The sequence below is a fragment of the Kitasatospora sp. NPDC056446 genome (assembly GCF_042796115.1).
Taxonomy (GTDB): Bacteria; Actinomycetota; Actinomycetes; order Streptomycetales; family Streptomycetaceae; genus Kitasatospora.
On record NZ_JBHTRF010000070.1, the window covers coordinates 13,509 to 32,937 of the forward strand.

Sequence of the window (19,429 nt, forward strand, 5' to 3'; positions counted from 1 at the left end):
GGGCCGGCTCGGGCCGACGGCGGCTGCTCAGGTGCCCCCGGGCCGGTGGCCGGTGGGCTGGTCCAGGTAGCGGGCCGTGATCAGGTGGGAGAAGCCCATGATGGTCTCCTGCGGGCTGATACCGGTGGCGCCCGGCAGGACGCTCGCGTCGCACAGCCGCAGGTTCGTGAAGCCGTGCGGGCGTCCCTGGGCGTCGCACACTCCGCCCAGGGCGGGTGGGCCCATCCGGCAGGACGCCATGGCGTGGACGGAGATCAGGTCCCAGCTCTCGGGCCGGCCGTGCAGTGCGAAGTCGGCCGCCCGCGCGGCGGTGGTCAGGCAGGCGGGGGCGGGCGGCAGCAGTTCGACCGCGCCGGCCTCCATGAGGAGTTCGGCGGTGTGCCGGAAGGCGGAGCGGAGGAGGTCCCGGTCGCTCCCGGTCAGGCGGTGCCGCAGGACCGCGCCGAGCCCGGGTACGGCCAGCAGCCGGGCGGTGCCCTGGACGCTGACCTGGGTCGTGTAGACCGCGATCCGGTCCAGCTGGGCCAGCATCCGGTCGACGGTCCCGGCGGGGTGGGCGGCCAGCGCCGCGGCGAGCGACCCCGGAGTGAGGTTCGCGGGCATCACCCGCACACCCCGGTCGGCGAACTCCTGCAGTTGCGCGGTGAAGATGGTGCCCTCGGTGGCGCGGACGGATTCGCCGAACCGCGCCACCGTACGGAAGTTGACGTGGAACGCGATGGCCCGGCCGGGGCCGCGTCCGCCGATGGCGCTGCGCCGCAGCAGCAGCGCGCTGCCGATCGGGCCCGCGGCCAGGAGCACCGTCCGCGGGAGGTAGCGCAGGCGGTGGCCGTCGCGCAGGGCGTGCACGACCGTGACCCGGGTGCCGTCGTGTTCGAGCCGGACGACCCGGGTGTCGGGCTCGATGACCGCCGCGAGCCGTTCGGCGGCGGGCAGGTAGCTCACCAGCATGCTCTGCTTGGCCCCGGTGGGGCAGCCGGTGACGCACCGGTTGGCGTGCCCGCAGCCTCGTACCGCCCGGCGTGCCGGTGCCCAGCGCCAGCCGAGCCGGTCGGCGGCCTGGGCGAGCAGCACCGAGTCGCGGTTTCCCTGCCCGGGCGGCTGGTCGACGACACCGAGGCGCCGCTCCGCCTCGGCCAGGTGGGGGGCGAGGTGGTGGGCCCGGAAGCCGTCGACGCCTGCGGACGCCCAGCACTCCAGCAGGTGTTCGGGAGGGCGCCAGAGCAGCCCTCCGTTGACCACGGTGGTCCCCCCGACGCAACGCCCCTCCCCGAAGGGGATGGTGGGCGCGCCGTGGATGGGCACCAGACCGCCCTGGCGGTAGAGCAGGCGCAGGTTCTCCGCCGGGGACGCCCGGGTGATCCGCGCCTGCGGGACGAGGGGGCCCTCCTCGAGGACGCGGACCTCCCGGCCCGCGCCGGCGAGCTCCAGGGCGGCGGTGCTGCCTCCGGCTCCCGAGCCGATGACCAGGGCGTCGCAGCGGATGGTGCGAACGGTGCGGACGGTGCTGCTCACAGGGGCTCCTGCCGGGGCGTGGCGGAGGGTCCGTCGAGGGCGCCGTGCAGGGCCAGCGCGAGGCTCACTCTGAGCAGTTCGGCGCAGCCGGGCACCGTGGACAGCCGGTCGGCGACCCGTCGCGGACGGGCCCGGTCCGAGGCGCCCCGGTCCGAGGCGCCCCGGAGCGGGCCCGTCGGGTCGGCGAGGACTGCGGCGACCGGGAACACCCGCAGCAGCAGGGCGAAGACCAGGCGGTACGGCTTCGGGAGGGCGGCGAAGGTGGCGGCCGTGTGCCGGACCGCGGCGGCCTGGCGGGCCGGTTCGGACAGCGCCGTGCAGCGGTCCGCCCAGAGCGGCGGGAGCCCGGCGGAGCGCACGCGCCGTTCCCAGACCCGCAGGCGGCGGTGCTCCCGCGCGGTACGGAACCCTTCGGCGGGCGGTGCGGGCCGGGCCGGCGGGGAGTTCATGCGGTGATCTTCTCCCTGACCAGGCCCGCCAGGAGCCGGGGCATGCCCTTGGCCAGTACCGCGTCCAGGGCCGCCAGGAAGAGGTCGACGTCGGAGTCCTCGGCCACCAGCGGGGGCGCGGCGATCAGGGGGAGGTCACGGTTGGAGCCGTAGTAGGTGAGCACACCGTGGTCGCGGTAGAGGGCGGCGACCACGGCGGCGGTGGCCAGCTTGGCCCCGGCCTGCGGGTCGCGCGCGAAGGAGGACGGCAGCAGCCGCAGCGCGTGGCCGAGGGCGGCCGGACCGTGGCGCAGGACGACGCCCTGGAGGGCGCCGGCGCCGCGCACCTCCGCGATCAGTTGCGGGTGGCGGGCGGCGAGGGCGGTGAGGCCGCGGCGCAGCCGATCGCCGAGGCGGCGGGCCCGGGCGGGGTAGTCGTCCTCGACCGCGATCGCCACGGCCTCCAGGGCAGTGACCGTCTCCTCCCCGAATCCGTAGTAGGTGGTGCTGTGCAGGGTGGCGTCGGGGAGCGAGTCGTAGGCCCGGCGGAAGACGGGCTCCCTGGCCACGTAGCCGGAGATGGACGCCTTGCCGCCGCCGAAGGACTTGGAGGTGGTCACCACGTCGGGGACGAGGCCGGGGTGGCGCATGAAGTGGAAGAGCGAACCGGTCCTGCCCCAGGAGGTGTAGACCTCGTCGAAGACCAGGACGATGTCGTGTTCGGTGCACAGCCGGCGCGCCTCGCGCAGGAACTCCTCCGAGCACTCGCGGAGACTGGAGGCGCTGAAGGGTTCCAGGACCAGCGCGTAGACGTCGCTGCCGCCCTCGGGCGTGGTGTGCCGCTCCAGGGCCAGTTCGAGGGAGGGGAGGTCGTCGAAGGCGAAACCGTCCGTGCCGGGGATCCTCGGGAAGGTGAAGTGCACCTCCGGCGAGGCGGTCAGGCTTCCGGCGCCGAGCAGCTTGCCGTGGAAGGCGATGTCGGAGTGCAGGACGGTGCCGCGATGGCCGCGGTGGTACTTGTAGGCCATCTTGAGGGCGCCCTCGACGGCCTCCGCGCCCGAGTTGGGGAAGTAGCTGACGTCGAGGTCCGCGGGCAGCAGCTGGGCCAGGTTGTGCCCGAGTGCGGCGACGTACGGTGAGAAGTAGTTCTTGTGCACCTCCATGCGCCGCAGTTCCTGGAAGCGTCGGCGGGCGGCCAGGATGCGGGGGTGGTTGTGGCCGTGGTTCAGGACGCCGATCCCGCCGGTGAAGTCCAGGACCCGCCGCCCGTCGCGCAGGGTGATCCAGCAGCCCGAGGCGCTGTCCACGACATCGCGGCCGAAGCCGAAGGCGGAGAGCAGCGTCACCTGGCCCCGGCTGACATGACGGCGGTAGAGCTCGTGCACCCGCGCGATGGGCATCCGCTCGCAGTCCTCGGTGCTGATCAGGGAGTTCATGGCGTCCCCTCCTCGGGGCCGGACCGCGGACCCGTGCCGTACCCGGCGTCCGGAAGCCGTGGGTCGGGGTCGGGGTCGATGCGGCGGGCGGTGCGGGGATCGGTGTGGGGGGCGGTGCGCATCCGGTCGGCGATCAGGCGGCCGGCGTGCCGCCCCTGCCGCACGGCGTAGTTGGTGCCCCGGTCCTGGGGGTAGACCTGGGCCATGCCGGCCAGGTAGAGCCCCGGCACGTCGGTCTCCATCGCCGGGATGCGGTCGGAGTAGTGCGGGGTGATGACCGGCTGGGCGTGATCGGCCCGCCAGACGTGGTGGCGCCGGACCCAGTCGCGCCGGAACTGCGGGAACATCCGGCTCAGGTGCGGAAGGCTGGCGTGGAACACCGCGTCGTCGTCCATCCGGTACAGCTCGGCGCTGGTCGGGAGGTAGGCGGACAGGTAGACCAGGTGGCGCCCGGCGTAGGCGTCGGAAGCCTCCAGGTTGGTGTGCTCGATGACGCCGACGTAGGGGAACGACGGGTCGGTGACGTTGAGCCAGTAGGTGTCCGACAGGGACCGGTCGTTCTGCAGCACCAGGCACAGATTGGCGAGGTAGGGGATGCCGGACAGCCGCCGGCGGACGGCGGGCACGTCCGGATGGGGCGGTGGTCCGGCGGCGGGGTCGAGGAAGCCGGCGAGCAGGTCCGGTGCCGTGGTGGCCAGGACCCGCCGTGCGGGCAGTACGCCGCTGCCGGTGCGGACCCCGCACACCCCGTGGGCGTCGGTCAGCACCTGCCGGACCGGGGTGCTCGTGCAGATCCGGACCCCCAGTTCGGTGAGGCGCGAGACCCACGCGTCCAGCAGGGCGGCGCAGCCACCCCGCAGGTAGTAGAGGACCTCGCGGCCGCTGTGTGACCGGCTGCCACCGCGCAGGTGGAGCTTGGTCCACATCCAGGTGGCGCCGACCTCGTTCGCGTACTGGCCGAACTTGCCTTCCAGCAGCGGACGCCAGACCGTCTCGTAGACGTGTGGCCCGCTCAGCTCCACCAGCCACTCGCGGGCCGTGAGGTCCTCCAGGTCCCGCCAGTGCTTCACCCGGTGGGCGCGCACCGCGGACCAGCCCAGCCGGACCCGGTCGGGCAGCGGGAGAGGGGCGAAGCGCAGCACGTCCCACGGGCTCGACAACCGGTACACCGAGTTGGCGTAGTAGACGCCGGTCCGGGTCCGGTGCGGCTGGAGCAGGTGGGAGCAGCCGAGTTCCGCGCACAGCCCCCGGATCTCCAGGTCGGAGGAGAACCAGTGGTGGTAGAAGCGTTCGAGCCGGGCTCCCCCGACCTCGAACGACCCCGCCAGGCCGCCGACGTACGGCTCACGCTCCAGCACCCGGCAGGCCACCCCGGCCAGGGCGAGCTCGTGGGCGGCGGCCAGGCCGGTGAACCCGCCGCCGATCACCAGGACCTCGTCGCCGGGCGCCGGGGCGGGCGCCCGGCCGTCCTGCCGTCCCGCGCCCGCCGTCGGGCCGCTCACGAGGCCGCCGCCCGATCGTCGAAGTTCCGGCTGAACCGCACCAGGTGGACCCTGGGGTCACCGGCGACCGGCTGCCGCAGCACCTCCCAGGTACGGTCCGTGCTGCCGTCGTCCACGAGAACCAAATCGTGGTCGCAGCCGACCAGACGGCTCATCACGGCGGTCAGCCGCTCGTAGGTCGCGGGCAGGACAGCCCCTTCGGTGAAACACGGGACCACGACGCTGATCAGGTACCGCGGACCGAGCCCCGAGGCCGCGCTGTTCTCGGACATCGCTGCTCCCCTCGAACTCCTCCGGTGCTGTCGCGTCCGAAGGCGATGGGTGTGGGAGGTGTGGGAGGTCTGGGCGGCGCAGGCCGGGCCGCGCCGGCATCGGAGGCGCCCTCCGCCCCGCCGCAACCCGCAGCGGCCGGGGGACTCCGGTCGATCACTGATGTCAGGGGAGGGTGGCGTGCCGTCCCGCCGAAGGGGACGCCGCCGCGCGGCGAGGGCATCGGAACCGCCGCCGGCGATTCAGGCTCCCAGTGGACCGTAGCACCGCGCCTGGCTCCCGGCCTGCGGAGGGACCGCTGACCTGCTGCGCGGCATGGAGATCCGGCTCTGATTCGGGCACGGGTGACTGCCCGGTCGGGCGATCGCCCGACGACGGGACAGCAGGCGGCCACGGCGTCGCAGGGGCGTCCGCCCGCCCGTCTCCGGCCACCCGTCGCCGGTCACCCAGCTCCGGTCACCCGTCTCCGCCCGCCCAGCTCCGCCCGCCCAGCTCCGGTCACCCGGCCAGGTGACCGGAGCGACGGCCCGTCCGGTTGCCCCGGTCGTCGAGCGGCCGCCATCATCGAGGCTGGAACCCGTCGCGTCAGTGACCGCCGTGTCCGACCGGGAAGGCGACAACCGATGGACGCCACGCCACAGCAACCGCTGCGCTACGCCGTCGGACTGCCCAACAGGCGCGAGTACGCGGATCCCCGACTGCTCCGCGAACTGGGAGCGCTGGCAGAGCGGTCCGGCTGGGACGGCTTCTTCCTCTGGGACGGCCAGGTCGCGGAACACCCGGACGAGCACGTCACCGACTCGTGGACCACCCTCGCCGCGATCGCCGCCGACACGGAGCGCCTGCGACTCGGCGTCATGGTGAGCGTGCTCGCCCTCAAGCGTCCTGCCGAAGTCGCCCGCGCGACCGTCGCGCTGGACCTTCTCAGCGGCGGACGGCTGATCTTCGGCGCCGGCCTGGGGTCCTCCTCCGCCGAGTTCCGGGCGCTGGGCCAGGATCCGGACCCACGGGTGCGTGCGGAGAAGCTGGACGAGGCCCTCCAGGTCCTCGACGGGCTGTGGGCGGGGCGGCCGTTCACCTTCCACGGCCGCTGGTTCACGGTCACGGACCTCGCCTTCCAGCCGGTGAGCCCGCAACGTCCGCGCATCCCGGTGTGGATCGCCGGCACCTGGCCCTCGCGACGCCCCATGCGGCGGGCCGCGCACTGGGACGGTGTCTTCCCCACTCGGGCCGGGGTGGGCCACACCCAGATGATGCCCCCGGCCGACCTGGAAGCCGTGGTCTCCTACGTCCGTGCCCAACAGGCCGTCCGGAACGGGCCGTTCGACGTCGTCATGGAGGGCCGGACGGCCGGGCTCCGGCGGGACGCCGACGCCATGGTCGTCGCCCCGTACCGGGCGGCCGGCCTCACCTGGTGGGTGGAGAAACTGGGCTGGTTCCGGGGCCCGGTCGACCTCGTCCGCGCCCGGATCGAATCCGGACCCCCTGTTCCCGCCGATTCGGGAGCCGATCCCGTCGGAACCGCCTCCTCCGACGGCCGTCCCTGACCTCACCCGCCGCCCCGGGCATGGTTGTTCGTGTCGCCTCCGGTTCGCAACCTCGCCACGCACCGACCCCGCCAGGGGTACTGACAGCTCAGAGGCCGCCCTCATCACCCTGGTCGGCATCGTGCGGTGTCTCGCCGAACCGCTCCCGCGCCTGCTCCGGCCCGCAGCCGAAGGCGCGGCCGATGTACTCCCAGGTCATCAGGCTGTTGTGGGCCATGCGGCCGGCCAGCAGCGCGGTCGAACCGGCGGCGCGCTCGAACCGGGCGGCCGCACGGGCGGCGGCGTACGGCTTGCTCTCCGTCAGATCGCAGATCCGGTCCACCAGCGCCGCGAGCAGTTCCTCGACCTCGCGCGGCACCACCCCCTCGACCAGGTCGACGTGCCACTCCCAGTCCGCGAACGGACCGGTGGCCTCGCCCACCGCCTCGGTCGCCCCGTCGTCACCGAAGTCCAACAGGTGCGTCCGCTCACCCCGCCAGCCGCAACTGCAACCACCGCGCACCGCAACGGCCCGAGGGCCATCCGCACCGTTGTAGAGCCACCAGGTGGTACGCCCGTCCGGCAACGGCGCCGGCTCACTGCCGTCCGCCAACACCGCCGCCGGGAAACCCTGATGGCGCCTGCTCTCGTCAACCCATGGCATGCCGTGCCCCTCGCGTCCCTGGAGTTCGACACCAAGGGTTCTCGGCCTGTGACGCAGTGTCAAGGCCCGGCGACAGTCGGTGCGACCCGCGGCTCAAGGGGACGCGTGCCGGCCGTCGCACGCTGATCATCTGCGGTACTCCGCGTCATCGCGTTGGTGGGCCGGTGCGCCTCGGGGTGTCGCCACAGCTCACCGAGTGAAAGAGCCATAAGCCACAAGCTCGTGTCCGGCAAGGGTCGAGATCATGGACACCATCCGTGTTCCTAGCGGCTACAAGATCGAAATGGCGGCGCTTGATGCTCATTGACGACAGAGGTAAAAGGATTATGGTTATTACGTAGCCATCGAGGCGGGAATCATCGCAGCCCAGGCTCGGACCGCCTCGCACCACAGAGCAGGAGTGACCCCCATGAGTTCCACCGCCAGGACGAACACCAGCGACGAGGTCAAGGCCCAGCCCTGGACCAAGGCGTTCGCCGCCAAGGACGCCGAGGCCTTCGCCGCGGCGTTCGCCGAGGACGTCGTCCTTGAGGCCAGCGCGCTGCGCAGCCCCGTCCGGGGGCGTGAGAACGTCAAGCAGGTCATGGGCGCCGCCAGCGGCATCTACGAAGCGCTCGTCTTCACGTACGAGATCAGCGACGGGACCCGCACCTGCATCGAGTGGGAGGCGAAGGCCTTCGGCGGCAAGGAACTGCGCGGCTCCACCATCCTGACCGTCGACGACGAGGGCAGGATCGCCCGCGCCGTCATCCAGCACCGCCCGCTGGACAACCTGCTGGCCTTCTCCGACGAACTCGGCAACCGCGTCGGCGATGCCGTCGGACGCGACCACTTCCACCGCGCCTGACCCGCGGGCGCGCCCGTCCCTCGCCGCGAACGGCGGCGGCGCGCTGCTCGACGTGCTGTCCGTGCCGGCCGTGCCGTCCTGGCTCGGTATCCCCCGCACCACCGACTACACCGCGGCCGAGTCCGCCGAAAGGAGGTGGCCGCCATGGCCACACCCACCCCCCTGTCCTACGAGGCTTTCGTCTCGCCGGGCGCTCCCCGCGCGGGCGACCAGCGGATGCCCGACGGCACCCCCATCGTGTCCTCGCCGATCACGTCCACCCTGATCCACGGCGAGCGGGACGCCGTCCTGGTCGACCCGCCGTTCACCCACGACCAGATCCGGCAGGTCGGCGACTGGGTCGAGCGCTCCGGCAAGCGGCTCGCGGTCATCTACGCCACCCACGGGCACGGCGACCACTGGTTCGGCACCGGGCAGCTCGTCGAGCGTTTCCCCGGCGCCGTCGCCTACGCGACCGAGGGCACGATCCGCATGATGCACCAGCAGGCCACGGCGGGCCGGGGGCAGATGTGGGACAGGGTCTTCCCCGGCCGGATCCCGGCGACCCCCGTCCTGGCCCGGCCGATCCCCGCGGACGGCTTCCTCCTGGAGGGCAACGTCGTCACGGCGTACGAGGCAGGGCACACCGACACCGACGACACCACCTTCCTCCACGTGCCCTCGATCGGCCTCGTCGTGGCCGGGGACGTCGCCTACAACGACGTCCACCCCTACATCCTCGAAGGCGGCGACGGCGGCCTGACGGCCTGGCTCGAAGCCCTCGACCGGATCGCCGCGCTCGAACCGCGCGCCGTCGTCGCCGGCCACAAGAACCAGGACCGCCCCGACGACCCCGCCATCATCGAGGAGACCCGGCAGTACCTGCGCGACGCCCGGCGCCTGCTCGACGAGAAGCCCACCGCACGCGAGTTCTTCGACCGGATGATGCGGCTCCACGGCACCCGCCTCAACCCGGGGCCGCTGTGGTACGGCGCGGTCGGCCTCCTCGGATCCTGAAACGCCTCAAAATCCTTCGTCCTGCTGGAAGGCGGTGTCCGAATCGGCCCGGGCGGCCACGGCCCGGGCGGCCACGGCCCGGCACGGCCTGGAGCCGGTGCCCAGCGGCCTCGCGTTCGTCCGGGTGAGGATCTGGTGGGCCCCGGGGACCTGCCCTCGGCCACCGGTCTCCGGCCCGCCGAGGTTCTCTCCAGCCCTGTGAAAAGATGAAGAGGCCAGTCAGCCCTCCAGGAGGTGTCATCCGCCATGCCGTGGCCCGCGACCGCGCGGTACGACCTCGAAGCCGCGCCGGGCAGCCTCGGCCTTGTCCAGGACCTGCTCAACACGATCTCGGCCGGCTCGCCCCGCGAGCCCGACCTTCTGGGGAACGTCGAGGCCGCCCAGCGATGGGTGGACGAAGCGACAGCCCGGTGGTCGGAGGGCGTCGGGCAGGCCGTTCCCGAGATCGTCCTCGACGCCGACAGCCTCGCGGAGGTACGGGCGTTCCGCGACGATCTGCAGGCGCTCATCGGCTCGGAGCCGGGTGCCGCACAGGACGCGGGGGCTGCGGTGTCCGTCCTGTACACCGCCACCGCCGCGCTCCAGCTCGGCGAGGACGGCCTGGTGCGGCTCGAACCGCGCGGCACCGGATGGCGGCGCCTGGCCTCGCTGGTCGTCGCGGCCGCCTTCGAGGGACAGCGGGCGGACACCCGCCGCCGTCTGAAGACCTGCCGCAACCCCCGGTGCAAGGTGGCGTTCTTCGACCGTTCCCGCAACAACAGCGGCGTCTGGCACGACGTGAAGACCTGCGGAAACACCGCCAACCTGCGTGCCTACCGGGCCCGCCGGCGCGCCGGCGGACACTGATCCGGGACGTTCGGGAGGTTCGGGAGGGTCGCGGGGTCCAGGAGGTCCGGGGCGCAGACGCGGGCCCGCAGGCCCCCCGTCGACTGCGGTGGCGGCTCGTCGGCCCGCTGCTTCGATCCGGTCGCGTCGGCTACCCCCAGTAGGCGGCGTGCACGGCGGCGGCCTCCGTGTAGAGGTACGGCCCCGACACCTCCACGGTGTTCCCTCCGGCCGCGAAGACCTGGCGGCACGGCAGATCGAGCAGCGGCTCCTCGGGATCCACTCCCGCGAGGACGTTCAGCTCACTCGCCGCGAGCGCGTACACGACTCGCGGGATGCCGCTCCAGTAGATCGCGCCGGAACACATCGCACACGGCTCCGTACTCGTGTACAGCGTGGCGTCGGTGAGCTGGGCCGGGGTGAGCGTACGCGAGGCCAGCCGCACCAGGTTGGTCTCCGCATGGCCGGTGACGTCGCGGTCGGTCAGCACGGTGTTCTCGGCCGTGAGCAGGACTTCCCCGGCGGAGTCGGTGAGCAGGGCGCCGAAGGGGTGGTTGCCGTGCTCCCGAGCGCTCGCCGCCAGCTCGATGGCCGCGAGCAGGTGGGCGCGGATCTGATCGGTCATGACGTACTCCTCGATAGCGGATGACGGAAGGTTATACGTATGACAGAACCCGCTCCAGCAGCACCGCCCCTACGGCGCAGGGGCGGACCGGGCGCAGGCACCGGGCCGGCGGACCAAGGCGGCCGAGGCGGTGCCGGCCGGCCGCAGCCGAGGCGCGGAGGCCGTCCGGACCCCGGCAGCTCGGGCTCTCAGCCGGCCAGGCCGACCAGCACCTCGGCGCCCGGCAGCTGGGCCAGTGCCCAGCCGGGGAGGATGAGCTTGCCCCGACGCCGGCCACTGCCGACCAGAACGTACGGGGCCGCGGCCACCGCCTCGTCGATGAGCAGGGGCCATGCGCCCGGCAGGCCGACGGGGGTGATACCGCCGTACTCCATGCCGGTCAGGTCGACCGCCGTGTCCATCGGGGCGAACGACGCCTTCCGAGCCCCCAGGTGCGTACGGACGGCCTTGTTCACGTCCACCCGGGTGTCGGCAAGCGCGAGGCACGCGGCCAGGGTGACCTCCCCGCCGCGCTTGGCCGCGACCACCACGCAGTTCGCGGAAAGCTCCGGCGCCACCTCGTAGACCTCGCAGAACACCGCCGTGTCCGCCTTCTCGGGATCGGTGTCCACGTACAGCACGGACTCGGCCGCCTCCCGGGCGTCCCAGTTCTTCAGGGCGTCGGCCACAGGAACGGCGAGGTCGCCACAGACCTCCAGCGCCGCGAAGACGGCCGTGAAGTTTCCGAAGGGAGGGCGCATGGACTCACTCATGAAACGGACTGTAGCGCGGCCCGTTGCCCTGGTCGGACCACCGGATGCGTGAGCTGCGACGACGCCGTGCCGGACGCGCCGGCCGCTGTGACAGCCGGGCTGCCCGACAGGGCGCCCATCGCGCACGGAAGACCGATACCTGCGGTGCTCACTCTCGTGCGAGCCGGGAGTCCCGGAGGGCAGGGCCGAGGGCTCGCGTCTGCCCCGGGCGCGAGGCCTCCGGATAATCGACTGGTCGTGGTGGATCGGATGAGCCAGACTCCGTGACCATGGACGGCAGGGTTGCTCAGCGGGTCGGCGAGCTGGACGCGGATTCGAGCGAGGTGGCAGAAGATGCCCAGCATGCGCTGATCGCCATGGGGCCGGAGGTGCTGGACGAGTTGATCGCGGCAGCGCCTCACCTCGGGGCCTTCGGGCAGCTCTGCGCCATCGACGTCTTCACCGCGCTGAAGGATCCGCGGCCGGGAGACGTCCTGATCGACCTGCTGGACAGCGAGAACGCCACCGTCCGCCAGTGGGCGGCCGAGGCTGTGGCGGACCTGGAGATCCAGCGAGCCGTGCCGGCTCTTCAACGGGCCTATGACGCCTTCCGGCAGCGAGGTGAGGCCCCCGACGACAGCGAAGGAGTGGCACTTCGCTGGGCCCTGACGGATCTCGGAGCCCGCGAGGTCGTGATCCCGCCCCGGGCCGCCGCACTGCGGACCTCGCTGGGTGGCCTGGACCCGGCATGGCCGACGGCCCACCTCGCCGAGGTCATCGAGGATCTCGCCGCTCACGATCAGGCGGTGCTCTGTTTCCAGGTGTGGCGGGTCAAGGAGGACAACGGGGCCTTTGGGGGCCACGGCCCAGGCATCGACTGGGACATCGACCGCCGGTTGTCCTGGGCTCGGATCGTCGCCGACTGCCGGGACTGGGCACTTCTTGCAGCCGAAGCGACCGACAAGGCTCCCGGTCTGGTGGCGACGATCTGTTGGATTGACGCCTCGGATCTGCGTGACCCGGATACCCCCGAGGACGCCGGTATCGACCCGTAGGCATGCTCCGTAGGTCCGTTCCGGCTTCACGTACTCCACGCACCGGGCCGGCGTGGTGTCGGCTACCCGAGGCTCTCCGCGACGTGGATGAGTTCCTCGTCGGAGAGCCGTGGGGGGCCGCCGGTGGTGACGACGAAGGTGTAGGTCCCGTCCGACCAGGTCAGCGAACGGGGCCCGCCATCGGGATTCGATGGTGTGATGGTCGCGGGGTGGCCCTTGACGCTGGTGGCCCGGCCGTCCGGTGGTGGGCTGTTCCGGAGGATCTGGCTGATGATCAGGGATCCCGCTTCGGGTCCCGTTCCCAGCCGGTACCCGACGGCCCAGGCCGGGGTGTCGGTCGGGAGCGCGGCCAGGCCGGGTACCTGGGCCATCCTGCCGGTGGGGTAGGGGTACCAGTTCTCCGGCAGGAACGCGGGCCGGAGGAACGTGCGCTCGTCGAAGTGGACGGCGGGCTTGCCGGTGGTGTCGTTCAGCGCCCTGCTCCCGAGCGGCTTGTTGAGGTGGGTGGTGATCTGTCCGTAGCCGCCCGGGTCGCAGAACCCCGAGGCGACCGTGTGCCGCAGGGAGACCTTCACCGCGCCGGCGCTCTCCCGGGCCACGAGCTCGGGTTGCTTCTCGCAGCTCCAGCCGATGCTGAGTGTCAGGGTCCGGCCGTCCGAGCCGACCAGCAGCGGGTAGCCGGCCACGGGTCCTTCGTGGACCTTGGTCCCGGAGTCCCGGTTCATCCAAGCGTCGATCGCGAAGCCGCCGCCGAGAACGGCTATGGCAGCCACGGCGGTCAAGCTGTTCCGTCGTCCGCGCTTCGATTTCTGACGAACGGCACCTTGCGTCACGAGCCCTCCCCGGCGGTCGCGGCCATGCTCTCGGTACGGCGTGCGCGAGGTCAAACGAGGCGGGGGATGGCACCGGCCGGGCGATTTGCCCGGGTTCTCGGGCGCCGACCCTTTCGTCCGACCCTTTCGTCCGACTCTTCCGTCCGACCCTTGCACCTGCTCGCCCACGAGCCGGCCATGTGGTGGACCCACTTCCACGGGCACGGCGACGATCCCGCGGCCCTGGCCCGGGGCGTGAAGGCCGCCCTGGCCGTCACGACCACGCCCGCCGCCCCGCCGGCCGCCTCGCAGCCGCAGGTCGACCTGGACACCGCCGCCATCGAGGACGCGCTGGACGCGAAGGGGGTCAACGACAGCGGAACCCAGCGGTTCACCTTCAACCGCCGCGAGACGGTCACCGACCACGGACGCGTCCTGCCCCCGGCCACCGGCGTGACCACCCTCATCAGCGTCCAGCCGGTCGGCGCCCGCCGGGCCGCCGTCAACGGCGACTTCGCCGTGACCGCCGGCGAGGTGCAGAACGTGCTGGCAGCGCTGCGGGGCGGCGGGATCGACATCGTCGGGCTCCACAACCACAGCCTCACGGAAGAACCCCGGCTGTTCTTCGTCCACTTCTGGGCGATCGGCGACGGCCTCACCCTCGCCCGCACGCTGCGCGCGGCGCTGGACGCCACCGACACCGTCCCGGCGGCCTGACCGGGGCTGGTCCTCCCGGCATCCCACCGGCGTCGCCGGCCGTGTCCGTGGCAGCGCGGTCCGGCCCCAGGGATTGGTCACTGACGGTAGCCTGGTGCTCACTTCCTTGTACTCGCGCCGCATGACGAGGGTGGTACGACAGTGACCGACACGACCGACACGATCGAGGCGTCCCGACCGGTCGCCGAGCGGGGTCCGAGCGGACTGCTCCTGCTGGCGCACGGCAGTCTCGAACCCCAGGCGCAGGAGTCCACCCGGGCGCTCGCCCGCGCGGTCGGGGCCTCCGGGCCGGGCCGGGTCGAGGTCGCGTTCCTGCGGCACGCCGGCCCCACGGCCCGTCAGGCGCTGGGCACGCTCGCCGAAGCAGGGCACGAGCAGGTGGTCGTGGTGCCGTTGCTGCTCACCTCGGCCTTCCATGCCCGGGTCGACCTGCCCAAGGCGCTGTCCGACCCGCCCGGCAGGGCGCCGATCCTGACGCCGGTGCTGGGCGGTCCCACAGGCGTGCCCGACGGGCGGCTGGTCGCGGCGCTGCGCCGCCGCCTCGTCGAGCTGGACGTCGAGTTCGACGCCCTGGTGCTGGCGGCGGCGGGCAGCGTCGACGTCGGCGCGTGCGCGTCGGTGACGGCCATGGCGGCCGTGCTGGGCACCGCCCTCGGCCTGCCGTGCCGGGCCGCGTTCGCGTCGACCACCGCACCGGCCCCCGGCGAGGCGGTGGAAGGACTGCGCCGCGCCGGGGCCCGCCGGATCGCGGTCGCGTCCTTCTGCCTCGCCTCCGGCCTGCTGTTCCGCGTGACCGTCGACGCGTCGACCGCGGCCGGGGCGGTCGGTGTCTCCCAGCCGCTGGGCGACGCACCCGAACTGGTCGAGCTCGTCCTGGAGCGCTTCCACCGGGCGCGTGACGCGAAGCGCTGAACAGCCGTACCTCCCGCCGCCGCCGTCCCCGTAGTCGTCGCCCGTCGTCGTCGCAGATCGGGCGGCGACCACGGGGACGGCGCGGCCGCGTTCGGGGGAGGGGCCCTCCGGTCAGCTCTCGACCATGTAGGAGCGCGGGTGCGAGTTGAACCTGACCGAACGGCCGGCCGACACGCTGAAGAGCGACCCGCCGGTGCAGTCCTCTCCCCAGTAGAAGCGGACCGTGCTGTCCGTCGCGTTGTTCACGCCCGACAGCGGTCCCTGCGCCTCCCTCGGCACGTCGTAGCAGCCCGGGGCCGGGTCGACGTACGGCACGCCCGGGCCGACGCCCGTCCCGCCGGGAAAGATGATGTTGTAGAACGTCAGGGTGCCCGTGGCGGCCTGGGCGGACGTGGGGACGGCCACGGCCAGCGTTCCCGCGGCGATGAGGGTACCGAGCGTCGTGACGAGGCGTCGCATGTGGGGACCTCCTGGACACCGGGTCGCCGGGTGCGCCCCGTGGTACCGGCCAACGGTATGGCTGCGTACGCGAATCGTCACCGGCGTGCAGGGGTGCGGACGGAGCGCGAGGACCGCTTTCCGATCCGTCTCGGGCGGGACGGATTGTCAGACCCTCCCCATAGTGTGGAAGCACGTCGGAGGGGCTGCCGGAAAGGCGCCGGGAATGGCGTCGAGAAGGCACGGGAAAAGGGGAGAAGAATGTCCACGAACAGGATCAAGCACAAGGTCAACCACGTTTCCCTGGTGGTCGACAAGTCCGGCTCGATGCGCCAGCACGAGGGCCAACTGGTCCGCGTGGTCGACGAGTTCGTGAAGGGCCTCCAGGAGGAGTCCGACCGGCTCGGGCACGAGACCCGGATCAGCCTCTACGCCTTCGACCACGAGGTGCAGAACCTGGTCTGGGACATGGACGTGAAGCACCTGCCGTCGCTGCGTGGCCTCTACCGGGTCGACAACGGCGCGACGGCGCTGATCGAGGCGGCGGTGAAGTCCGTCGACGACCTGAAGAACATCTGGGAGGGGTACGGGGAGCACTCCTTCCTCCAGGTCGTCGTCACCGACGGCGAGGAGAACGCCTCCGGCTACTCGCAGAGCGGCCAGATGCACACCAGGATCGCCGGCGGCCAGGGCAGCGCCGTCCTGCGCGGGTGGATCGAGCGGATCCACGGCGCCCTGGGCGACCTGCCCGACCACTGGACCTCGGCGATCCTGGTGCCGAACTCCCTGGCCAAGCGCACCGCCCAGGAGTACGGCTTCCCGGCGGGCAACATCGCGATCTGGGACGCGGACTCCAGCCAGGGCGTCGAGGAGGCCATCGGCACCGTCAAGGCGGCCGCCACCAGCTTCCTGCGGGGCCGCGAGCAGGGCGTGCGCGGCACCAGGAACCTGTTCGCCATGGGCCAGGACCTGAGCACGGCCGACGTGAAGGCCAACCTCGACGCCCTGGGCGCGGGCAAGTACATCCTGGTCCCGGTCGACGAGGCGATGCCGATACGTGCCTTCGTCACCAGCGCCGGGCACGCGTACAAGACCGGCTGCGCCTTCTACGAGCTGTCCAAGCGGGAGAAGATCCAGGGCGGCAAGCAGCTCGCCGTGGCGGAGAAGGACCCGGCCACCGGGCGGATGACGGGCCGGGTGTTCTCGGGCCCGGCGGCCCGCCGGCTGCTCGGGCTGCCCGCGGCGGAGGCCACGGTGAAGCCGGGCGACAACCCGTCGTACACCGTGTTCGTCCAATCGACCTCCGTCAACCGGAAGTTGGTTCCGGGGACCAAGCTGCTCGTCCTCCTGTAACCCGGGTACGGGGGAGCGGGCGCGGAGGCGGGCGCGGGTACGGCCGGGGCTCGCCGGGAGCGGGTGCGTGCCTCTACGCTGGCGCCGGGCCGGGCGTCGGGTGCCCGGTCCGGTGCGCACAGATCCAGGGGGGTTGCGTGATACGCGTTCGGAAGGGCACCTTCACCTTGACGCCGTGGCCGTGGCGGGTGATGTCCTGGGCCCAGGTGCCGGAGGGGCTCGAGTTCACGCTGTACGACGTCGTCCAGTTCGGCGGTGCCGAGGTGGACGGCACCGAGGAGGACGCCGCCCGCTGGAAGTCGGCCCACAACGCCTACCACGCCCTGCTGCGCGAGGCCGAGGACACCGTGCGATACGCGCACGGGGTGCGCTGCAAGGCGGGTTTCATGGTGGACCACCGCTCGGTGCGCCTACGCCGGTACGACCTGATGCCCGGCCGCAAGGCCCGTTCCCGGCGGCTGTTCGCCGACTGCGAGGCCCTGATGCGGGCAGCCGAGCGGGCCTACCGGCCGCTCCTGGAGGAGATCGAGGCCCGCCTCGCACCCTGAGGCCCGCCTGACACCCTGAGGCCTCGCCCCCCAGTGTTCGAGCAGTGCGCTCAGCTCGGAAGTGAGGGCCGGCCTCGTATCCTCAGGCCCGACCGGTCGCCGCGATCGGCCCGGCCCGGCGGTCAGCCCCCGGTCTGGGTGAAGCGGCCGCCGAGGTAGCGGAACTCGGGGTCGTCGGCGGGCAGTTCGCCGAGCTTCGCGATCAGGCCGGCGGCGAACACCTCGGCGTCGTCCAGCGGCCGGTAGCCGAGCGCCCGGGCCGAGGCGAGGTCCCACCAGGCCCGGGTGTTGGCGGAGATCCCGTACACGACGGTGTGGCCGGCCACCGGCCCGGTGAGCGCGGCGTGCATCAGCCGGGCGCAGTCGCCCGGGCTGAGCCAGGTGCCGAGCATCCGGACGCTGCGGGGTTCGGGGGCGAAGGAGCCGATCCGCAGCGAGACCGTCTCGATCCCGTGCCGGTCGGCGTACAGCGAGGCGAGGTTCTCGCCGAAGCACTTGGAGAGCCCGTAGTACGTGTCGGGCCGCTGCGGGGTGTCCACCGGCACGGTGCCGCCGTCGGCGGGCCGTTCGGTGAAGCCCACCGCGTGGTTGCTCCCGGCGTTGACGATCCGCCGGACCCCTGCCGCCCGGGCGGCGTCGTAGAGCCGGTAGGTGCCCTCGATGTTGGCGGTCAGGATGTCGGCGAACGGCGCCTCGCCCGGGATCCCGGCCAGGTGGACCACGGCGTCGACGCCCTCCGTGGCCGCCGCCAGCGCCGCGGCGTCCCGCAGGTCCGCGGTGATCGCGTCGGGGTCGCCGGGCACCGGGAGGCGGTCGAAGCAGCGCAGGCGGTAGCCGTAGGCGGGCAGCAGTTCCCGCAGGCAGGTGCCGATGCGGCCGGCGGCACCGGTGAGGAGGACCTGGTTCGGCTGGTTCGCCATCTGTCGCGTCTCCCTGGTTTTCCGTTGTCCCGCGTTTTCCGCTTCCCCGGTTTCCCGCAGGCTCGGAGGGCCCACCGGTCGGATGCGGCGAGGTGTGACGGTACCTGACGGGGTGCCAGGGGTCGTTCGAATTACCGGGGCACCGGGTCCGCCCGGCCCGGTCGGCTCACCGGGTCTGCCGGGCTCACCCGTTGAGGGCGCGCCGCAGCCAGCGGGTGCGGGCCTCGTGGGCGTCCTGGGAGAGGGCCGCGTCCGGGGCGAGGGTGTCGAAGCCGTGGCAGGCGCCGGGCCACACGTGCAGTTCGGCCTCGCCGCCCGCCCGCCAGATCGCGTCGGCGTAGGCGACGGCCTCGTCCCGGAAGGTCTCGGCGGAGCCCACGTCGACGTACGCCGGGGGCAGCCCGGACAGGTCGGTGGCGCGGGCCGGGGCGGCGTACGGCGACAGGTCGGCGGCGCCGTACCGGTCGCCGAGCAGGGCCTGCCAGGCGGTGGCGTTGGAGGTGCGGTCCCAGGTGTCGTGGCCGGCCATCTGGCGGCTGGAGAAGGTGTCGCCGCGGTCGTCGAGCATCGGGCTCAGCAGCAGCTGGCCGACCGGCGCCGGACCGCCCCGGTCGCGGAGCAGCAGGGCCAGGGCGGCGGCGAGCCCGCCGCCGGCGCTCTTGCCGCCGATGACGATGCGCCGCGGGTCCACGCCCAGTGCGTCCGCGTGCCCGGCCACCCGCAGGAGCCCGGCGTAGCAGTCCTCGACGGCGCCGGGGAAGCGGGTGCCCGGCGCGAGCCGGTACTCGACGGACACCACCGCCAGCCGCAGGGGCAGCGCCCAGGTGCGCAGCAGCCGGGGCAGGACCGACCACGCGTTGCCCGTCACCATCCCGCCGCCGTGCAGGTAGTAGAGCAGCGGCAGCGGTTCGCGGACCCCGGCGGGCCGCGCGCAGACGAGGGTGACGTCGCCCTCGTCCCGCTCCCCGCCCCGCTCCTCGTCCCGCTCTCCGCCCCGCTCTCCGCCGTCGGTCCCGCCCCGCGGCACGCGCAGTTCCTCGACCTCGAACCGGCCGCCGTCGCGCAGCCGGTCGAGCGCCGGTCGGGGCCGGGTGGCGGCGTCCCGTTCCTGCCACGCCGCCAGGCCGTCCGGGGTGAGCACCTCCCGAGCCCGCTCACCGGCGGCCGCCACCGCGGCCCGCACCTGCGGATCCAGCGGAGGCGCCGGCACCCGCCGGGCTGCCGATGCCGACACCGCTACCGATGCCGCTGCCGACGCTGATCCGTCCACCACCAGGACCCCCTCGCCCGAGGGATGCCCGGCGGCACC

General features: G+C 72.9%; 21 protein-coding genes. 9 read left to right on the top strand and 12 right to left on the bottom strand.

The features are described 5' to 3' along the window. Positions 1-27: 27 nt before the first annotated feature. The 5 genes from ACFQ6N_RS31465 to ACFQ6N_RS31485 are packed head-to-tail and all read right to left on the bottom strand — an operon-like array spanning position 28 to position 5,153. Positions 28-1,515, bottom strand: a complete 1,488-nt coding sequence (locus ACFQ6N_RS31465) for a GMC family oxidoreductase N-terminal domain-containing protein (protein ID WP_380656418.1) — start codon at positions 1,513-1,515, stop codon at positions 28-30. Beyond that, a complete protein-coding gene (locus ACFQ6N_RS31470) occupies positions 1,512-1,964 on the bottom strand; it encodes a hypothetical protein (RefSeq protein WP_380656421.1) in 453 nt (150 codons plus the stop codon). Before ACFQ6N_RS31470 ends, ACFQ6N_RS31465 begins: the two co-directional genes overlap by 4 nt. Beyond that, on the bottom strand, positions 1,961-3,379 hold the full coding sequence (locus ACFQ6N_RS31475) for an aspartate aminotransferase family protein (protein WP_380656424.1): 1,419 nt from the start codon (positions 3,377-3,379) through the stop codon (positions 1,961-1,963). The genes ACFQ6N_RS31470 and ACFQ6N_RS31475 overlap by 4 nt, the downstream gene beginning before the upstream one ends. Then, the gene (locus ACFQ6N_RS31480; RefSeq protein ID WP_380656427.1) at positions 3,376-4,881 is read right to left on the bottom strand and encodes an NAD(P)/FAD-dependent oxidoreductase; all 1,506 of its coding nucleotides are present in this window, start codon (positions 4,879-4,881) and stop codon (positions 3,376-3,378) included. The genes ACFQ6N_RS31475 and ACFQ6N_RS31480 overlap by 4 nt, the downstream gene beginning before the upstream one ends. Next, positions 4,878-5,153, bottom strand: coding sequence for a glycosyltransferase (locus ACFQ6N_RS31485; protein ID WP_380656430.1), 276 nt, complete (start codon positions 5,151-5,153; stop codon positions 4,878-4,880). Before ACFQ6N_RS31485 ends, ACFQ6N_RS31480 begins: the two co-directional genes overlap by 4 nt. A 621-nt stretch (positions 5,154-5,774) precedes the next feature. On the opposite strand from ACFQ6N_RS31485, the gene ACFQ6N_RS31490 reads away from it, so the two are divergent. Further along, entirely contained in the window at positions 5,775-6,698 is a 924-nt protein-coding gene (locus ACFQ6N_RS31490) for an LLM class flavin-dependent oxidoreductase (protein WP_380656433.1), read from the top strand. An 88-nt stretch (positions 6,699-6,786) separates the two neighbouring features. Here ACFQ6N_RS31490 and ACFQ6N_RS31495 read toward each other — a convergent pair whose 3' ends face one another. Beyond that, a complete protein-coding gene (locus ACFQ6N_RS31495; RefSeq protein WP_380656436.1) occupies positions 6,787-7,152 on the bottom strand; it encodes a hypothetical protein in 366 nt (121 codons plus the stop codon). A gap of 598 nt (positions 7,153-7,750) precedes the next feature. Here ACFQ6N_RS31495 and ACFQ6N_RS31500 point away from each other — a divergent pair. The 3 genes from ACFQ6N_RS31500 (at position 7,751) to ACFQ6N_RS31510 (ending at position 10,030) form a co-directional block, all read left to right on the top strand. Next, positions 7,751-8,188 (top strand): nuclear transport factor 2 family protein, encoded by a 438-nt coding sequence (locus ACFQ6N_RS31500; RefSeq protein WP_380656440.1) that lies wholly within the window; start codon positions 7,751-7,753, stop codon positions 8,186-8,188. A 144-nt stretch (positions 8,189-8,332) separates the two neighbouring features. Beyond that, the gene (locus ACFQ6N_RS31505) at positions 8,333-9,184 is read left to right on the top strand and encodes an MBL fold metallo-hydrolase (RefSeq protein WP_380656443.1); all 852 of its coding nucleotides are present in this window, start codon (positions 8,333-8,335) and stop codon (positions 9,182-9,184) included. Between the two features lie 246 nt (positions 9,185-9,430). Beyond that, a complete protein-coding gene (locus ACFQ6N_RS31510; protein WP_380656445.1) occupies positions 9,431-10,030 on the top strand; it encodes a CGNR zinc finger domain-containing protein in 600 nt (199 codons plus the stop codon). Between the two features lie 130 nt (positions 10,031-10,160). Here the strand turns inward: ACFQ6N_RS31510 and ACFQ6N_RS31515 are convergent, their stop codons facing one another. Next, positions 10,161-10,634, bottom strand: a complete 474-nt coding sequence (locus tag ACFQ6N_RS31515) for a nucleoside deaminase (protein ID WP_380656449.1) — start codon at positions 10,632-10,634, stop codon at positions 10,161-10,163. A gap of 188 nt (positions 10,635-10,822) precedes the next feature. After that, positions 10,823-11,374 (bottom strand): YbaK/EbsC family protein, encoded by a 552-nt coding sequence (locus tag ACFQ6N_RS31520; protein ID WP_380656489.1) that lies wholly within the window; start codon positions 11,372-11,374, stop codon positions 10,823-10,825. Positions 11,375-11,655: 281 nt separating this feature from the next. Here ACFQ6N_RS31520 and ACFQ6N_RS31525 point away from each other — a divergent pair, with 281 nt between their 5' ends. Then, a complete protein-coding gene (locus ACFQ6N_RS31525; RefSeq protein WP_380656492.1) occupies positions 11,656-12,420 on the top strand; it encodes a HEAT repeat domain-containing protein in 765 nt (254 codons plus the stop codon). A gap of 62 nt (positions 12,421-12,482) precedes the next feature. On the opposite strand, the gene ACFQ6N_RS31530 is transcribed toward ACFQ6N_RS31525, so the two are convergent. Beyond that, entirely contained in the window at positions 12,483-13,193 is a 711-nt protein-coding gene (locus ACFQ6N_RS31530; protein WP_380656452.1) for a hypothetical protein, read from the bottom strand. Positions 13,194-13,403: 210 nt separating this feature from the next. Between ACFQ6N_RS31530 and ACFQ6N_RS31535 the strand changes: the two genes are divergently transcribed. Then, entirely contained in the window at positions 13,404-13,949 is a 546-nt protein-coding gene (locus ACFQ6N_RS31535) for a DUF1259 domain-containing protein (protein ID WP_380656455.1), read from the top strand. Between the two features lie 141 nt (positions 13,950-14,090). Further along, on the top strand, positions 14,091-14,861 hold the full coding sequence (locus ACFQ6N_RS31540; protein WP_380656458.1) for a sirohydrochlorin chelatase: 771 nt from the start codon (positions 14,091-14,093) through the stop codon (positions 14,859-14,861). A gap of 111 nt (positions 14,862-14,972) precedes the next feature. On the opposite strand, the gene ACFQ6N_RS31545 is transcribed toward ACFQ6N_RS31540, so the two are convergent. Beyond that, complete coding sequence (locus tag ACFQ6N_RS31545) at positions 14,973-15,320, bottom strand: hypothetical protein (RefSeq protein WP_380656461.1); 348 nt, start codon at positions 15,318-15,320, stop codon at positions 14,973-14,975. 240 nt (positions 15,321-15,560) lie between these two features. Here ACFQ6N_RS31545 and ACFQ6N_RS31550 point away from each other — a divergent pair, with 240 nt between their 5' ends. Both ACFQ6N_RS31550 and ACFQ6N_RS31555 read left to right on the top strand, forming a co-directional pair. Then, positions 15,561-16,652, top strand: coding sequence for a VWA domain-containing protein (locus ACFQ6N_RS31550; RefSeq protein WP_380656463.1), 1,092 nt, complete (start codon positions 15,561-15,563; stop codon positions 16,650-16,652). Positions 16,653-16,789: 137 nt separating this feature from the next. Beyond that, positions 16,790-17,200, top strand: coding sequence for a hypothetical protein (locus tag ACFQ6N_RS31555; protein ID WP_380656465.1), 411 nt, complete (start codon positions 16,790-16,792; stop codon positions 17,198-17,200). Between the two features lie 122 nt (positions 17,201-17,322). On the opposite strand, the gene ACFQ6N_RS31560 is transcribed toward ACFQ6N_RS31555, so the two are convergent. Both ACFQ6N_RS31560 and ACFQ6N_RS31565 read right to left on the bottom strand, forming a co-directional pair. Next, positions 17,323-18,120, bottom strand: coding sequence for an NAD-dependent epimerase/dehydratase family protein (locus tag ACFQ6N_RS31560; RefSeq protein WP_380656468.1), 798 nt, complete (start codon positions 18,118-18,120; stop codon positions 17,323-17,325). Between the two features lie 184 nt (positions 18,121-18,304). Next, the gene (locus ACFQ6N_RS31565; RefSeq protein WP_380656470.1) at positions 18,305-19,303 is read right to left on the bottom strand and encodes an alpha/beta hydrolase; all 999 of its coding nucleotides are present in this window, start codon (positions 19,301-19,303) and stop codon (positions 18,305-18,307) included. Between the last annotated feature and the right edge of the window lie 126 nt (positions 19,304-19,429).

Coding starts and splice junctions, on each gene's coding strand:
- ACFQ6N_RS31470 (WP_380656421.1), bottom strand. CDS start 1,964: ATGAACTCCCCGCCGGCCCGGCCCGCACCGCCCGCCGAAGGGTTCCGT.
- ACFQ6N_RS31475 (WP_380656424.1), bottom strand. CDS start 3,379: ATGAACTCCCTGATCAGCACCGAGGACTGCGAGCGGATGCCCATCGCG.
- ACFQ6N_RS31485 (WP_380656430.1), bottom strand. CDS start 5,153: ATGTCCGAGAACAGCGCGGCCTCGGGGCTCGGTCCGCGGTACCTGATC.
- ACFQ6N_RS31490 (WP_380656433.1), top strand. CDS start 5,775: ATGGACGCCACGCCACAGCAACCGCTGCGCTACGCCGTCGGACTGCCC.
- ACFQ6N_RS31500 (WP_380656440.1), top strand. CDS start 7,751: ATGAGTTCCACCGCCAGGACGAACACCAGCGACGAGGTCAAGGCCCAG.
- ACFQ6N_RS31505 (WP_380656443.1), top strand. CDS start 8,333: ATGGCCACACCCACCCCCCTGTCCTACGAGGCTTTCGTCTCGCCGGGC.
- ACFQ6N_RS31510 (WP_380656445.1), top strand. CDS start 9,431: ATGCCGTGGCCCGCGACCGCGCGGTACGACCTCGAAGCCGCGCCGGGC.
- ACFQ6N_RS31515 (WP_380656449.1), bottom strand. CDS start 10,634: ATGACCGATCAGATCCGCGCCCACCTGCTCGCGGCCATCGAGCTGGCG.
- ACFQ6N_RS31520 (WP_380656489.1), bottom strand. CDS start 11,374: ATGCGCCCTCCCTTCGGAAACTTCACGGCCGTCTTCGCGGCGCTGGAG.
- ACFQ6N_RS31525 (WP_380656492.1), top strand. CDS start 11,656: ATGGACGGCAGGGTTGCTCAGCGGGTCGGCGAGCTGGACGCGGATTCG.
- ACFQ6N_RS31545 (WP_380656461.1), bottom strand. CDS start 15,320: ATGCGACGCCTCGTCACGACGCTCGGTACCCTCATCGCCGCGGGAACG.
- ACFQ6N_RS31550 (WP_380656463.1), top strand. CDS start 15,561: ATGTCCACGAACAGGATCAAGCACAAGGTCAACCACGTTTCCCTGGTG.
- ACFQ6N_RS31560 (WP_380656468.1), bottom strand. CDS start 18,120: ATGGCGAACCAGCCGAACCAGGTCCTCCTCACCGGTGCCGCCGGCCGC.